The sequence below is a fragment of the Streptomyces clavuligerus genome (genome assembly GCF_005519465.1).
In the GTDB taxonomy this organism is placed as follows: domain Bacteria; phylum Actinomycetota; class Actinomycetes; order Streptomycetales; family Streptomycetaceae; genus Streptomyces; species Streptomyces clavuligerus.
The window spans coordinates 1,596,799-1,611,303 of the sequence record NZ_CP027859.1; the positions used below are offsets into that span (position 1 = coordinate 1,596,799).

At 72.8% G+C, this 14,505-nt stretch carries 12 protein-coding genes; 6 read left to right on the forward strand and 6 right to left on the reverse strand.

The genetic code is table 11. From position 1 onward, the window contains the following. The first annotated feature begins 94 nt into the window (after nucleotides 1-94). Nucleotides 95-511, forward strand: coding sequence for a hypothetical protein (locus CRV15_RS34885; RefSeq protein ID WP_003952612.1), 417 nt, complete (start codon nucleotides 95-97; stop codon nucleotides 509-511). Nucleotides 512-587: 76 nt separating this feature from the next. Here the strand turns inward: CRV15_RS34885 and CRV15_RS34890 are convergent, their stop codons facing one another. Beyond that, a complete protein-coding gene (locus tag CRV15_RS34890) occupies nucleotides 588-1,163 on the reverse strand; it encodes an RICIN domain-containing protein (protein ID WP_003963680.1) in 576 nt (191 codons plus the stop codon). A gap of 169 nt (nucleotides 1,164-1,332) precedes the next feature. On the opposite strand from CRV15_RS34890, the gene CRV15_RS34895 reads away from it, so the two are divergent. Beyond that, entirely contained in the window at nucleotides 1,333-2,172 is an 840-nt protein-coding gene (locus CRV15_RS34895) for a helix-turn-helix domain-containing protein (protein ID WP_003952614.1), read from the forward strand. 59 nt (nucleotides 2,173-2,231) lie between these two features. Here the strand turns inward: CRV15_RS34895 and CRV15_RS34900 are convergent, their stop codons facing one another. After that, the gene (locus tag CRV15_RS34900; RefSeq protein ID WP_003963681.1) at nucleotides 2,232-3,998 is read right to left on the reverse strand and encodes a multicopper oxidase family protein; all 1,767 of its coding nucleotides are present in this window, start codon (nucleotides 3,996-3,998) and stop codon (nucleotides 2,232-2,234) included. A gap of 655 nt (nucleotides 3,999-4,653) precedes the next feature. Here CRV15_RS34900 and CRV15_RS34910 point away from each other — a divergent pair. Beyond that, nucleotides 4,654-6,126, forward strand: coding sequence for an FG-GAP and VCBS repeat-containing protein (locus CRV15_RS34910; RefSeq protein WP_003963682.1), 1,473 nt, complete (start codon nucleotides 4,654-4,656; stop codon nucleotides 6,124-6,126). Between the two features lie 364 nt (nucleotides 6,127-6,490). Beyond that, complete coding sequence (locus CRV15_RS34915; protein WP_003963683.1) at nucleotides 6,491-7,624, forward strand: trypsin-like serine peptidase; 1,134 nt, start codon at nucleotides 6,491-6,493, stop codon at nucleotides 7,622-7,624. A gap of 80 nt (nucleotides 7,625-7,704) precedes the next feature. On the opposite strand, the gene CRV15_RS34920 is transcribed toward CRV15_RS34915, so the two are convergent. After that, entirely contained in the window at nucleotides 7,705-8,760 is a 1,056-nt protein-coding gene (locus tag CRV15_RS34920; protein WP_003952619.1) for a terpene synthase family protein, read from the reverse strand. Between the two features lie 170 nt (nucleotides 8,761-8,930). Here CRV15_RS34920 and CRV15_RS34925 point away from each other — a divergent pair, with 170 nt between their 5' ends. Then, nucleotides 8,931-9,980, forward strand: coding sequence for a trypsin-like serine peptidase (locus CRV15_RS34925; protein ID WP_003952620.1), 1,050 nt, complete (start codon nucleotides 8,931-8,933; stop codon nucleotides 9,978-9,980). 99 nt (nucleotides 9,981-10,079) lie between these two features. On the opposite strand, the gene CRV15_RS34930 is transcribed toward CRV15_RS34925, so the two are convergent. Continuing rightward, entirely contained in the window at nucleotides 10,080-11,267 is a 1,188-nt protein-coding gene (locus tag CRV15_RS34930; protein WP_003952621.1) for a cytochrome P450, read from the reverse strand. A 257-nt stretch (nucleotides 11,268-11,524) separates the two neighbouring features. Here CRV15_RS34930 and CRV15_RS34935 point away from each other — a divergent pair, with 257 nt between their 5' ends. Continuing rightward, a complete protein-coding gene (locus tag CRV15_RS34935; RefSeq protein ID WP_003952622.1) occupies nucleotides 11,525-11,722 on the forward strand; it encodes a DUF397 domain-containing protein in 198 nt (65 codons plus the stop codon). 159 nt (nucleotides 11,723-11,881) lie between these two features. Here CRV15_RS34935 and CRV15_RS34940 read toward each other — a convergent pair whose 3' ends face one another. Next, nucleotides 11,882-13,207: a hypothetical protein gene (locus CRV15_RS34940; RefSeq protein ID WP_003963685.1), complete on the reverse strand. Its 1,326-nt coding sequence runs from the start codon at nucleotides 13,205-13,207 to the stop codon at nucleotides 11,882-11,884. 136 nt (nucleotides 13,208-13,343) lie between these two features. Continuing rightward, entirely contained in the window at nucleotides 13,344-14,474 is a 1,131-nt protein-coding gene (locus CRV15_RS34945) for a PP2C family protein-serine/threonine phosphatase (RefSeq protein WP_003963686.1), read from the reverse strand. Nucleotides 14,475-14,505 lie beyond the last annotated feature (31 nt).

Genomic DNA, 14,505 nt, shown 5'->3' on the forward strand with positions numbered 1-14,505 from the left:
CTCCGTGGAGACCGGCGTTCGGTACGGCGATACGCAGGAGCAGCGCCACCGCGCCCGACCGCGTCGCGGAACCTCTTCGGAAGGATGACCGACCATGCGCATCAAAGCCCTGGCCATCGCCGCCATGGCCGCCGGTACTCTCGCCACGGCCGCCGCACCGGCCTCCGCCGTGGCCAACTGGCAGCCGGTGGACACCACACCGACCTGGGAATGCAGCAGAGAACGTGTCCACCAGGTATCCAACAACATCAAGTTCAAGGTCTGCACCATACGCAATGCCAACAACGACGCCCAGGGCGTCCTGGTCGTCCAGCATTCGGGAACCGCCCCGGCCGTCATCTCGGGCGAGGTCGTGACCAATTTCGGCAGCAACACCGCCTGCGCCGGCTCGCAGCTCAACGCGGGTTTCACCCGAGGGTGCTTCGCCCCCACCGTCCATGTCGGCTCCGGGGGCACCCTCGCCATCAACGCGAGGCTGCGCGTCAACGGTGTGGACCAGTGGTACATCTGACCCCCTGAACGCCTGCGGAACCGGCAGGGCCCCCGCCGCGCGGCGGGGGCCCGTCGGCCCGGGGCGGACGTCCCGGTCAGTAGCCGAACTTCCAGCGCTGGAAGCCGCCTCCGTTCCTCGTGTACGCGTAGACGTTTCCGTTGCGGTCGCTGTCGATCGTGTCGGGCCCGCCGATCGGGCCGCCCCGGCTGACGAAGGTGACGTTGTCCCAGCCCGCGCCGTACGCGAACCACTGCTGAGCGGTGACGGTGGCGCTACAGGGCACGGTGGTGATGTTCGCCGGGTAGCGGAAGGCGGCGCAGCGGTTGGTGGCCACGTTCCTGAGACCGACGATGTCGGCGCTCGGGTCCTTGCCGCGGAGCAGGGGCTCCCACACCTGGTGCGCGTTGCTGCCGACCGGCAAGCTACAGGGCAGCGTGTAGACATCGCCCTGGGCGTTGCTGTCCAGGCAGCGCCCGGTCTCCCAGTTGCGCAGGACGTTGGTGCCGACATAGGCCGCCGTCCGCACACCGTCCTGGCGGGCCGCCGCGGACGCCCCGGCGGTGGGCTGCGATCCCGCGTGGGCCGCGGGGGCCGCCAGGACTCCGCTGACGGTCGCGACGAGCGCCGCGCCCGTGAACAGTGCCCGCTTCGCAGTTCGTATGGCTTTCACTGCCGTCCTTTCCGGAACCGCACGGTCGTGTCCTCCTCGGTCGAGGACGGCGGCCCGTTCCGCCGGGCCGCCGCTGAACAGCTTCGATCCACGGCCACGGCCCATCCAGGGACCGCCGGTCCCTGGATAACCACCGATCGGGGGGCGGCGGGGCCGTACGGTGGTGCCCATGGACAAGCACGGGCTGGCGGCCTTCCTGCGCAACAAGCGTGAGCAGACCCGACCGGAGGACGTGGGGGTGCCGCGCGGGCCGCGGCGCCGCACCCCGGGGCTGCGCCGGGAAGAGGTCGCCGAACTCGCCCATATCTCCATCGACCACTACAACCGCCTCGAACAAGCCCGTGGACGCAACCCCTCACCCCAGGTCCTCCAGGCCATCGCCCACGCACTGCGCCTGTCCGACCAGGAGCGGTCCCATCTGTTCTCCCTCGCCGGGGAGCGGGAGGACGACCGGAGCCGTCTGCCGTCCCGCGCGGTGGCCCCCGCCACCGCCCTTCTGCTGGACCGCCTCACCGACACCCCCGCCCTGGTGGTGGACAACACCTGCCGTGTCGTGGCCTGGAACCGGCTGGCCGGCACCCTGTTCGGCGACTTCTCCGCCCTGCCGACGACGGACCGCAGCCTGCTGCGCGGCATCTTCCTGAGCCCGGACTCGGAGCGCGGCCCGCACGGGCTCTCCGACCCCCGGGGCCTGATGGCCGGTGCCGTCGGCTATCTGAGGGTGGCCACCACCCGCTACCCGGACAGCGCCGAACTGCACGGACTCATCGCCGAACTCCGCGCGGACAGCCCGGCCTTCGCCGAGCTGTGGGACTCGTACCAGCTCCATGTCGACCACCACGCCCGTGAGGTGTTCCGCCATCCGCAGATAGGCGAGATCGAACTGGACTTCGACGTCCTCACGGTGCCCGACCGCGATCAGCAAATGGTGATCTTCACGGCCGAACCGGGCTCCAGCGCCTACCGGAACCTCCAGCTCCTCAACGTCGTCGACACCCAGGACGGATAGCGGTACACCTTGTGGTGGCCGGTGGCCGGTGGCCGGTTCTGGTGCCCGCCCGGCGTGGCCTACCCGTCGTCGACGACCTCGTACTCGCGCATCATCTCGTGGTCCTCGTGGTCGAGGATGTGACAGTGCCAGACGAAGACCCCGGGCTTGTCGAAGACGGCCCGGAGCCGGGTGACCTCTCCCGGCAGGGCGCGGACGGTGTCCTTGGGCCCGTTCTCGTCGGCTCCGGGGGGCCGCCGACTGCCCGTGGCGATGTCCGAGAGCGCCCCGGTGACGGGGTCCTGGACGGCGGTGAAGGGCGCCCGGTCGAGGATCTGGAACTGCACCAGATGCAGATGGACCGGGTGGGCGTCGTCGGTGGTGTTGTAGAACTCCCAGATCTCCGTGGAGTGCAGGGCGGGCGTCTCGGTGACCGGTTCCATCCACTCCAGCATGCCCCGTTCGACCGTCCCCAGCATCGGCTTGGGCCGGTCGTAGCGGTCCATGTGCTCGGTGAGCACCAGCCGCCGGGTCCGCGCCGGAGCGCCCCCGGCCCGGAAGGGCGTCTCGCGCAGCGTCCGGGGCGGTACGGCTTCGGGCACCCGGCGGTCATAGGGCAGGGAGACCCGGAACCGCAGGACCCGGTCGGCGGGCGGAGCCACCGGGTCGCCGTCAGGGAAGGGGACGGGGGCGTCATTGGTGAGGTCGATGAGAGCCCCCTCGTGCCCCCGGAAGTCGACGATCAGATCGGCCCGTTCACCGGGCGCGAGGAGCAACGGGCGGTCCAGCGCGGCCGGGCGGTCCAGGAATCCGCCGTCGGCACCGATCTGGGTGACGGGAACCGGCCGGACCCCGTGGGCCGACAGCCGGTAGAAGCGCGAGTTCGACGCGTTGAGCAGGCGCAGCCGGTACCGGCGCGGCTCCACGTCCAGGACCGGCCAGGCCGCGCCGTTGACCACGATCACCGAACCGAAGAACTCCGGCAGCACCGAGGGCCCGCCGGGCCAGTCGGGCGCCGCGGCGGGGGCGTCGGGAAAGGCGAGGGAGCCGTCGGGGCGGAGGTCGCGGTCCTGGATCGCCAGCTCCACCTCGTACGGCCCGGACGGGAGCGCGCCCCGCTCGATGAGGCTCAGTTCGCGGTCGTCCCGCAGGAGGTAGAAGCCCGCCAGACCCGCGTAGACGTTGAGACGGGTGAGGCCCAGGGTGTGGTCGTGGTACCAGAGGGTGGCGGCTTCCTGGCTGTTGTCGTACGTCGGCCGGGTCCCGGTGAAACGGGGGCCCCTCGCGCCGCCCGGGGTGTACCAGGCGTCGGGGTGGCCGTCGCTCCCGGCGTCGCTGTGGCCGCCGTGGAGATGGACGATCGTGGGAACGCCGTCGTGCTCGATGCTCCGGCCGGTGCCGCTGAACGCCCAGTGGACGGTGGTGTCCAGGGGCAGCAGATGCCGGAACGGCAGCGCGTTGCGCCAGCGCACCCGTACCGGACGGCCGGAGCGGGCCACGAGCGTGGGGCCGGGCCAGGACGGGCGCGCCCCGGCCGGACCGCCGACGGCCCCGAACCCCCACACGGGTGTCCGCAGCCCGAGCCCGGCACCGACGACGTCCTGCGTGACCGGCGCCATCACCAGGGTCCGGCTCCCGCCGTCGGACAGATCGATCCGGGAGGGCCGGGGGAGCGGGGTGACGAAGCGGGGGACGGCCCGGGCGTCCGCGATGGGGGCGAGGTAGCGCGGGTCGCGGACGGCGGGGAGCCCGCCGGGCGGAGCGGCAGCCGCCGTCTGCCCGCCGCCGGACAGCAGTACCGTCCCGGCACCGAGCGGCACCGCGGATAAGAAAGACCTTCTGCGCATGTCCCCACCCTCTCCCGGGTCGCGCCGGGGGCGATACGCACCACGCCGCCCCCGCCCGCGAAGAGAGTACGTGTTCCACCCCTTCGCGGGGTCGCGCCCGGACCCCGCACCGGGACACGGCACCGGGCCCGCCGGGACGCGCGGACGGCCCCCGGCCCGCGGCCCGGTGTGGAACGGCGCAGGTCCGGGCCGGGGGCGGCGGTCAACGGCGAGGCGACCACGCCGATCCGGCCGGGTCGGTCCACGGCCGGGGTCCGCTGCCCGTCCGTTCCGGAGAGTGGAACGGACGGCCGTCGCGCGGTGCCCGCGCGGGGCGCGGAGGCCGCCCCGGACGGCGGGACGGTGAGCCTGCTCGGTGCGGGTGCGGGTGCGGGTGCGGGTGCGGGTGCGGGTGCTGGCGCGAGGGCGGGTGCGGGGAGGGCCGCGCCGCCGGTGCCCCGGCACACCGGTGCCCGGTACACCGACGCCTCGGCGCCTCGGTGTCAGAAAAACTTCTCCGAATCCCGTACAACCCTTCAGCCCCAGTAGTGGTCTTGTGTTCGCCGACCGCCTGGAGTGGGCCCGCGAACATTCCCGGGTGAACAGGGCGGAACGCGACCCCATTGACGTGAGGAGGCCGGGAACCGGCCTCCCGCATGCCGCAGGAGAAGCCCGCATGCAGAAGAAGTTCCGTACGGCCCTGGCCACCGCCACCGCGGTCGCACTGACCGGTGGTGGCCTGGTGGCGATCTCCGCGAGCCCCGCGTCGGCGGCAGGCTCCGGTCTGCACGCCGACTTCAACGGCGACGGCTACACCGATATCGCCGTCGCCGCGTCCGGTGCCACCGTCGCCGGGAAGCCCGGGGCCGGGCAGATCGTCGTCCACTACGGCTCCGCCCAGGGCATCAGCGCCACCAAGCGCGCCCTGATCAGCCAGGACTCACCCGGTGTCCCGGGCGCCGCCGAGGCCGACGACTGGTTCGGAGCCGCCAGCGGCTTCGGCGACTTCAACAAGGACGGCTACGCGGACCTCGCCGTCGGGTCCTACGGCGAGGACATCGGCAGCGACAAGGACGGCGGCAGCGCCGTCATCCTCTGGGGCTCGGCCAAGGGCCTGGACGGGGGCACGGCCATCAAGGACCCCGCGCCGGGCAAGCACGACAACTTCGGCAAGTCCATCGAGACGGCCGACTTCGACGGCGACGGCAGAATCGATATCGCCCTCGGCTCCGACGGCGCCACCGTCGACCGCTACCGGGGCGGCTTCACCAGATCGGGCGGCACCGGCGGCTACGACGGCGTCGGCCTGCCGGTGTACACCGGCAAGTACAACGGCGTCCGCTACCTCACCTCCGGCGATGTGAACGGCGACGGTATCGCCGACCTGATCGCCAACGCCTACAGCACCGCCACCGACTTCAACGCCAACTACTGGGTGCGCGGCACCCGCAGCGGCAATCTGAACGGTGCCGGTGCCGGACTGCTGCCCGCGGGCACCATCACCGCCGTCGGCAAGCTCAACCGCGATAAGTACGCCGATATCGTTATCGGTCTGGAGTGGGACCCCAGCAAGGACTCGGCCGCCGCGGGCCAGCCCACCGCCAAGGGCGGCAAGGTCCTCGTGGTCAACGGCAGCGCGAACGGCCCCGTCCGCGGTGTCTCCCACTCCTTCACCCAGGACACCCCCGGTGTCCCCGGAGTCTCGGAGCAGGGGGACTACTTCGGCGGTGAGCTGGGCCTCGGCGACATCAACGGCGACGGCCACCTCGACCTGGCGATCGGCGCGTACGGTGAGAGGGTCGGCACCTCCCCGTACGCGGCGGGCTCCGTCACCGTGCTCTACGGGACGGCGAACGGTCTCACCACCGCCGGGGCGCAGTCCTTCTCCCAGGAGACCCCCGGAGTGCCCGGCGCGACCGAGAAGGAGGACTACTTCGGCAGCGATGTCAGCCTCGCCGACCTGAACCGCGACGGAAAGGGCGATCTGACCATCGGCGCCAACGGCGAGAACGGCTACGACGGCCTGGTCACCGTGCTCCGTTCCGACGGCAGGAAGATCACCGCCGCCGGAGCGCGCACGCTCTCCCCGGCCGAGGTCGGCATCTCCACCGCCGGTTCCCCGGGCTACGGCATGAACTTCACCGACTGACCCGGCGGGGCGCACCCGCGCTCGCGCGGGACATGCCCGGCCGGTATCGCCGTGGAAGGCCCCGAACGGAGCGTTCGGGGCCTTTTCCTTCGCTCCCCGCCGTTCCCTTTCCCCCGGCGGCCAGCGCTGCCGCCCACGACGCCGTGGCGCGCGATCCCCACCGGCCACCGGGCGGGCCGGGCGGTCCCGGCGGGGGAACAACACGACGGACAGATCTTTCTGACGGGATCCTCATATCGCCGCGCCACGATCCAACCAAGCCGGGCGCCCGGTGCTCCACCGTGCGCCACTCCATTCGTTCCGGCGTTCCTGGCGTTCCTGACGTTCCGACGGCAGCAGCGGTACGTCGGAGAGAGAGGGATTCATGCCGAACCCCACTGCCCACCGCCCCCTCCCGACCGCGCGGGACGGCGTTCCCGCCCGGTCGACGGGTCCGAGGAGGAACGCCCCGCGTCTCGCGGGCGCTCTCGCCGCCGCCACCGCCCTGGTGCTCCTCTCCCTGCCCGCCGCCATGGCGGCCCCGACAGCCCCGACAGCCACAGGACCCACGGACACGCGGCCCGCCCGGGGTGCCGCCTCCGCCGTGGTGCACCCGCTCGCCCCGTCCGCCGCCGACGAGCAGGCGGTACGGGAGTACTGGACGCCGGAGCGGATGGCGGCCGTCCTCTCCGAGCCCCCGTCGGACCGGCCCCCCGCCGACGGCCCCGACGGAGCGGCCTGGCAGGGATCAGCCGCGCTCTCCGCGTCCGTCGGCCGTCTCTTCTTCACCGACCGCGACGGCGAGGACTCCAGTTGCACGGCCACCCTGGTCGCCGCAGGCAACCGCGGCACCGTCGTGACCGCCGCCCACTGCACCCTCGGACACGACCTCCTCGGCGAGAACGCCCGCTGGCACACGAACCAGCTCTTCGTCCCCGGCTACCGCGATGCCACGGCCCCCCACGGCACGTTCGCGGTCCGGCTCGCGTCCGTCCACCCCGAGTGGGTCAGGAGCGGCGAGAACAGCCCGTACGACCAGGCGTTCCTGGCACTCGGCCGCAACGCCGCCGGGCTGCGCGCGGCCGACGCCGCCGGGTCCGTCCAGCGCCTCGGGTACGACCGGCCGGGAGGCCGCCAGGTCCAGCAGTTCGGCTATCCCCGTGCCGCCGCCTACAAGGAGGAGCACCGGGGGCGGCCCGAGTTCACCGGCAAACGGCTCGCCCACTGCTGGGGCACGGCCAGGGAGTTCCTCGGATGGGGCGAGGTGCCCCGGAGCGAGGACCAGTGGGGTGTCCGGTGCGACATGGGCGGCGGCTCCAGCGGTGGGCCCCGGATGGCCGGATTCGACGCGTCGACGGGGAAGGGCACCGTCGTCGGTGTCAACTCCTCGGGAGCGCGCATGACCGCGAACGGCCTGCACTGCGAGCCGCCCGCGGCGGGCTGCCACCGATATCTGGTCGGGCCGCAGCTCACCGCACGGATCACGCACCCGCTGTTCCGGGCGGTCCAGGACTCCTGACCCGCGCCCCGACGCCCGCCCGGCCGGGGTGCGGACGACCGGTCTTCGGCTCGACGCGGACACCGGGCGGGGCGTCCGGATCATCGTGTGTGTCCACCGTGTCCCGCGGCCGTGCCGGAGGCGAGCGGGTCCCACCCGGAGGACATCAGGTCGGCGAGGTCCTGAAGTCCGCTGATGGCCGGCTGGTAGCGGCCGGTGGTCCGCTCCCACTCGTTGTCGCCCCGGACCAGGTCGTGCAGGCCCTCCACGAACCGGCGCACCGCCTCGCGGCCCGCGCCGTCGAGCAGGCAGTCCACGTCCGTGACGGCGCGTTCGACGTCGAGGAAGCGGGCGACCCGTTCCGCCGTCAGGGCGCGCGCCCGCTCGATGGCCTCCGGGCGGTCCAGCCCCTCGTGGTTCTCCAGGACCAGCAGCAGATTGTTGCTCAGATCGCCGTCCGCCTCCTCCTTCTCCGCGGAGCAGAGGTCGTTGGAGATTCCGATCATCTCGGAGGTCAGCGTCCGCAGCTCGACGAGGACGGGGTGGTGCCAGACCATGGCCGGAACCTCGAAGCCCCCGGTCCGCTCGATCAGATCCATGATCACGTGTGACGAGGTCGCGTATCCCCGCTGGCGCACGCAGTAAGCGGCGTCCACGGTCCGCCCGTGGTACCGGGGAACCGATTCCGCGGTGTGCGCGGCGAGATAGCCCGTCCAGTTGTGACGGGCACGGGTGCGCCAGAACGGGCTCATGCCCGTGCAACTCCGCCGCCACAGGTCCCCCAGCGCCCGGCCCACCGGGGACGAGGCGACCGGGCCGGGCTCCGGCACCCCGTACAGGACCTCGGCCAGCCCGGCGCAGACACCGGCCGTGCGGCGGGGGTCGCGGCCGAGCGCGCCGTCGAACTGGTCGTCGAACGGGGCGAAGTACCAGACCATCAGGTCCGTGGCGAGTTCAAGGCCCTCCTGGGTGGCACGCGGGAAGAAGTAGCCCGCCAACTCGTCGAGCTGCCAGGTCACAAAGGTCTCGGCGGTCAGCCCCCGCCGGTCCGCCAGCCCCTGGGCGGCCAGCCAGCCGAGGCAGTGCTCCCGGGCCCCGGCCACACCGGGGTGCTTCCGCAGCGGCCACGGAAGATCGAACACAACATCCTGCGGCATCCCAGCCCCTCCCGGCGTACGGTGGACGGTCCTGTACGCCCCACCCATGTACCCATCTCTGAGCCACCCCACCAGTCCCACAGCACACACGGCTTGAACCGGTCCCCGACGCCCTCGGACGACACGGCCCGCCGCCGGGGCGGCCATCGCGGGACGCGCGTTCCGCTCGTATGTCCGTGATCCGTACGCATGTGTCACAGAACGTCGACAGGGCCAACCGAACCCCCCGGCCTCCCTGTCCTGTGGTGCGGACGGACAGACTCCGTCCGCCGTCCGCACCGACCGAGGAGAGACCCACCGTGCCCAAGACCTCAGCTCCCGCGATCCGCCGTCTCCGTGGCCGGGCCACGGGACTCGCCGTGGCGGGCACGGCCCTCGCCCTCCTCGCCCCCCTCCCGGCGAGCGCGGCACCAGCCCAGGCACCCGCCTTCCCCGCCGACCACGTCTCCGTCCTGTCGTACACCGCCAAGGAGCGCCGCGCCGCCCTCGCCCACTGGACCCCCGCCCGGATCAAGGCCGTGGGCAAGTCCGTGGACCTCGGCCCCACCGGGCCGAAGACCAAGCCCTGGCGGGGCACCCCGCTGAAGACCGTCGGGCGCCTCTTCTTCGTCAACGCGAACGGCGCCGACACCTGGTGCTCCGGCACCGCCGTGAACAGCGCCAACAAGTCCGTCGTCATGACCGCCGCCCACTGTGTGCGCCGGGGCTCCTCCCCCTACAACACCCACATGGACATGGTGTTCGTCCCCGGCTACAGCAAGGGCGCGCAGCCGCACGGCGCGTTCGCGGTCCGCGCCGCCATGACCCCGCGGAGCTGGGAGAACGACTCCGTCAACGACATCGCCGCCCTCACCCTCGACACCGGCGCCACAGGCCGCAGGCTCACCGACGTCGTGGGCGGCCACCCCATCGCCTTCAACCGCCCCGTCGGCGGCACGATCACCGCACTCGGCTACCCCGCCAGCAACCCCCAGCTCGGCGAGGAACTCCTCCACTGCACCGGCACGGCGAAGAAGGAGCACGGGTTGCAGGCCATCCCCTGCGACATGACCGGCGGTTCCAGCGGCGGCCCCTGGTTCGCCGGTCTCGACCCCGCCACCGGCACGGGCACCCTGGTCTCCGTCAACAGCGCGGGGGACGCCTTCCAGGCGACCAAGATGTACGGGGAACTGCTGAAGACCATGGCCAAGAAGGTGTACGACCGCGCCCAGCGCGCCTGACACCGGCTCCGGTCCGCCGCTCCCGGAGCCATCGGTCCACGGCCGCCGAGGACGGGCCGGGACAGGGGAGCGGCGGGGAACCGCGCCGGGCGGGGCCGGTCACCAGGTGACCGGCAGCGCGAGCAGCCCGCCGGTCAACTGACTGTCCCGCCAGCGCAGATCCTGCTCCGGCACCGCCAGGCGCAGCCCGGGGAAGCGGCGGAACAGCAGGTCGAACACGACCTGGAGTTCCAGCCGGGCGAGGGCGGCCCCGACGCAGAGATGGGGTCCGGCGCCGAAGGCGGTGTGCGGGGCCTGGTCGCGGTGGATGTCGAACCGGTGGGGCTCCGGGTAGACCGCCGCGTCCAGGCAGGCCGGGCCGTTGGCGAACAGGACCAGATCACCGGCGCCGATCCGGCCGCTCCCGGTGTCGACGTCGACGACCGCCCACCGCCACACCAGGCCCAGGTCCGGCTGGCTGATCCGCAGCAGTTCCTCCACCGTCGCCGCGAGCAGCCGGGGGCCGCTCAGCATCGCCCGGCGCTGATCGGGGCGGGCGATCAGATACCGCACCCCGGTCCCGATCCGCGTCACCGTGGTCACATGACCGGCGAAGAGCAGCGCGACCGACCACAGCACCGCGAGGTCCTCGTCGATGTGCCCGTCGGCCCGGGCCCGGACCAGATCGGTGAGGACGTCGTCGGCGGGTTCGGCGCGTTTGCGTTCCATCAGCGCGCGCATGTAGTCGTTCAGCCGGAGCAGCGCCTCCCCGACGCGTTCCGGCTCGGACAGGTACACCACGTCCCCGGTCCAGCGCTGGAAGTCCTCGCGGTCGGCGAACGGCACGCCGAGGACTTCGCAGACCACCTCGACGGGCAGCGGCTCGGCGAGCAGGGCGTGCAGGTCCGCCGGAGCGCCCGCGGCCTCCAGCCGGTCGAGCCGCCTGCCCACCAGGGCCTCGATCCGCGGCCTCAGCTCCCGGACGCGGCGCACCGACAGGGAGTTGGCTGTCACGCGCCGCAGCACGCGGAACTCCGTCTCCAGCCGTTCGTGGTCGGTGCCCTGCGGACCGTAGAACTGTCCGGTCGCGGAGAGGACCGGCGCGGAGGGCGGGTCGGGGTGCGCCCGGCCGAAACGGTCGTCCGACAGTATGCGGACCACGTCGTCGTGCCGTGTCACCAGCCAGGCGGGATGTCCGGCGAACGTGCGCACTCGCGCGATGCCGCCGGACACCTGGAGATCGTGGAACTCCGGTGCCGCGGTCGCCGGATCCGTCCGTTCGAACGGCAGTCGCTCGGGCAAGGCCACCAGCTCCCGTCACACGCTGTCCCAGGGGGCGGACTCATCGGTTTCCGGCAGGCCCCTGCCGCGGACGCAGCGTACACCGGCCATGGCCGCGTGGCCGCGAACCCCGGGCGCGGTGGCGTGTGCGGGAGCGGCACCCCACCGGGAACCCCCACCGGCACCCGGGCCGCCGGGGACAGCCGCTCCCGGCGGGGAGGCTCCGATCGGGCCCCTGCTGGGTAGGAGTCCGTCGATTCGCTTCCGGCAGAGAGGACCCATCCATGAACACCTCGGCGGATTTCCCGGGACTCACCTGGACGAAAAGCTCGTACAGCCTGAGCAGTTGTCTGGAGATGGCCCGTCCGGACGATGTCTCGGTCGCGGTCCGTGATTCCAAGGACAGCACCGGACCGCTGCTCCGTTTCACCGCCGGGGGATGGACGGCGTTCCGGTCGGCCATCGGTACCGGTCGGCTCTGAACCGGTGGGGCGCGGACCCGGCTGGGCACAGGCGCCGGGCGCGGACTGATCGGACCGGGTGATCCGGTCCGACGATGCGCTTGTCGCTTGTCGCTTGTCGCTTGTCGCTTGTCGCGGTCCGGACCGCGACAAGCGACAGCCGGTGCGGTGCGCCGTGGATCACCCCACCGGGGCGTGGAGGCGGTCCAGCAGGGCGAGCAGATCGGTCCGTCCGCCGTTCCCGGTGGCGGCGACGGGCCCGGGGTCGTCCCAGTAGGCGGAGGTGGGACGCCCGAGGCGGTCGGTCAGCCAGACGGGACCGGCGGGATGCGCGGACAGCACGGGAAACGTCCGGCCGGGCGCGAGCGCCGCGAGCAGCCGCAGGACCTCGGCCCGCAGCGGGAGTTCCTTGTACTCGTCGGCGCAGACGACCAGGCGGCGTCCGCCCCGGTGCACACCCGCGCCGCGCAGCACCTCGACCGCGTAGCTGGCGTCGTTCAGCGCGGTGGCGTCGGCGGGCGGCACGGTGCGCAGGACGGCCCGCCACACGGGGTCGCCGTCGCGGTCCAGCAGGCGCAGCAGATCGTCGTGGCGGGGCGCCGTGCGGCCGAGGACCGCCTGCCGGTAGTGCCGTCCCAGGGCGTCGAGGCCACGGGTGGGACAGACGATCTCCGCGGTACGGCCGACGGCGGCGAGCCCGGCGCCGAGCCGGGACCGGAAGATCCGGACGAGCCGTGCGTGCCGGGCGTCCACCAGGTCCAGCCAGCGCAGCATGAGCGCCGGGGGGACCAGGCCGTGGGCGAAGGCGTCGGCGAGATAGCCGTAGTACTGCACCCGGGGTATGTCGACGGTGACGGTCAGCGGCACCCGGCGCGGCAGGGCGGCGGCGATCCCGGCGACGGTGCGGGAGGTGGTGAGGATCGTCTGGTACTCGTACAGCGAGAGGCGGTCGTCGGCCTCGATGGCCCGCACGGGTGTGGTGGGGCCGGTGTCGGAGCGGCGCAGCACGGGTACGGTACGGCCGTCGGTGTCCCGCACACGCAGGACTCCGTGCGCGAAGAGGCACACGCCCGTGTTGACATGGACCCCATCGAGTTCGGCCGCCGTGCCGCGCAGGTCCCGTACTCCGTGCAGGTTCAGATACTGGGGCCCACCGCCCATCCGGGCCTCGACGAAGACCTCCTCGTTGCCGGGACCGGTCCTCCGGCACAGCGCCCGGCTCCCCACGAGCGCCGCCCCGGCCCCGAGGAAGCACCCGAGCGCCTCGGTCCGCCGCGCGGCCCGGTCCACCGCGCGGGGTGTGCCGGACGCCCCGGGGTCGGCCCGCCGGAGCCCGAGCACCCCGGGGAAGAGGCCCGTGACGGCGCTGTGCGCCATCGCATGCTGGCGCAACAGCGGCAGTCCGTCCGGCCCTTCGCCCGGGTGCAGGACGAAGACCGATCCGGTGGCCCCGCCGTCCGCGGCCGGGCACGGGCCGTCCGGGGGAGCGGGGAGCTGCGTGGTCATGCGCACACCACTACCCGGTGCGCGCACGCTGCCACCCAGGGCCGCGGCGAGGCGGCCGAAACCCTCTGTGCCCGCTGCCGCTTCGGACTCCTCTTCCCTTCCCCCCGTCCGTTCCGTTCCGTCTCCGCTCGCCCCGTCACCGCGGCGGGTGGTGCTGCGGGCGGTGGACGGTCAGGACGGCGATGTCGTCCTGCTGGCCGTGGTCGCCCGTGAACGTCCGGACGTCGTCGTACAGGGCTCCTGGCAGCTTGTCGGGCGCCAGGTCCGCAAGGCGCTCAAGGCGTTCGTCGACGGGGTAGAAGGTGCCGTCCGCCGCGCGGGCCTCCATGAGACCGTCGGTGCTCAGCACCAGGGTCGTCCCGGGAGGGAACGGGAACGAGCCGACCCGGGCGGGCTCGTCGGCGAGCGCGGTGAGCCCGAGGGGGACCCCGGTGGGGAGCGACGGGCTGGTCACTGAACCGGCGCGCAGCAGATGCGGGGGAAGGTGGCCGCAGTTGACCGCCTGGACCTCGTCGGGCCCGCCGATGGTGACGACGAGGGCGGTCACGAACCGTTCGTCCTCCCCTGCCCGCTCGGCGTAGAGGTTCTGCCCGGTGACGGCCGCGTCCAGAGCGGCGACGACCGCGGTCAGCCCGGCCTCACGGCGCGCTGCCGTGCGGAAGGCGCCGATGACGGCGAACGCGGCGCCGACCGCGGCCAGCCCCTTGCCCTGGACATCGCCGATCAGGATGCGGGTTCCCCAGGGGGACTCGACGACGTCGTACACGTCGCCGCCCACGAGCCGGTCCTCGTGCAGCGGCTCGTACACGCCGTTCACCAGTACATCAGCGGTGAGAAGGGGAAAAGGGCGCAGAAACTGCCGCTGCATCGCGCCGGCCACGGAACGCAGCCGCAGCATCTCGTTCTCCCGCGCGATACGACGGTGGCAGGCGTACACCGACGCCGTGCCCAGGCACCCGGTCAGCACCAGCACCAGCACCCGGTCGAGCGGCGAGCCGCCACCGTCCACCCAGACGAGCGCGATACCGGCGACGACGAGCGTCGTCCACACGCAGACGGCGATCGTCTGACGCACGGTGCACAGCGCAGAGGAGGCCGCGGGCAGGAACACCATGAACCCGATGAGCCACACCAGCGAATGGGCCAGTCCGCCGACGACCACCACCAGGACCGTCACCGCGGCCACGCTGATCAGCAGCCGACCGCTGCTCGGGGGCCCGCCGGGTGCGACGTCCCGACCTGACGGAGTGTGACGAGTGAGCAGCACGGGATCTCCCGGTCGGCGGCCCGCCCCGGCC

Coding starts and splice junctions, on each gene's coding strand:
- CRV15_RS34900 (WP_003963681.1), bottom strand. CDS start 3,998: ATGCGCAGAAGGTCTTTCTTATCCGCGGTGCCGCTCGGTGCCGGGACG.
- CRV15_RS34895 (WP_003952614.1), top strand. CDS start 1,333: ATGGACAAGCACGGGCTGGCGGCCTTCCTGCGCAACAAGCGTGAGCAG.
- CRV15_RS34925 (WP_003952620.1), top strand. CDS start 8,931: ATGTCCGTGATCCGTACGCATGTGTCACAGAACGTCGACAGGGCCAAC.
- CRV15_RS34920 (WP_003952619.1), bottom strand. CDS start 8,760: ATGCCGCAGGATGTTGTGTTCGATCTTCCGTGGCCGCTGCGGAAGCAC.
- CRV15_RS34885 (WP_003952612.1), top strand. CDS start 95: ATGCGCATCAAAGCCCTGGCCATCGCCGCCATGGCCGCCGGTACTCTC.
- CRV15_RS34910 (WP_003963682.1), top strand. CDS start 4,654: ATGCAGAAGAAGTTCCGTACGGCCCTGGCCACCGCCACCGCGGTCGCA.
- CRV15_RS34935 (WP_003952622.1), top strand. CDS start 11,525: ATGAACACCTCGGCGGATTTCCCGGGACTCACCTGGACGAAAAGCTCG.
- CRV15_RS34940 (WP_003963685.1), bottom strand. CDS start 13,207: ATGACCACGCAGCTCCCCGCTCCCCCGGACGGCCCGTGCCCGGCCGCG.
- CRV15_RS34915 (WP_003963683.1), top strand. CDS start 6,491: ATGCCGAACCCCACTGCCCACCGCCCCCTCCCGACCGCGCGGGACGGC.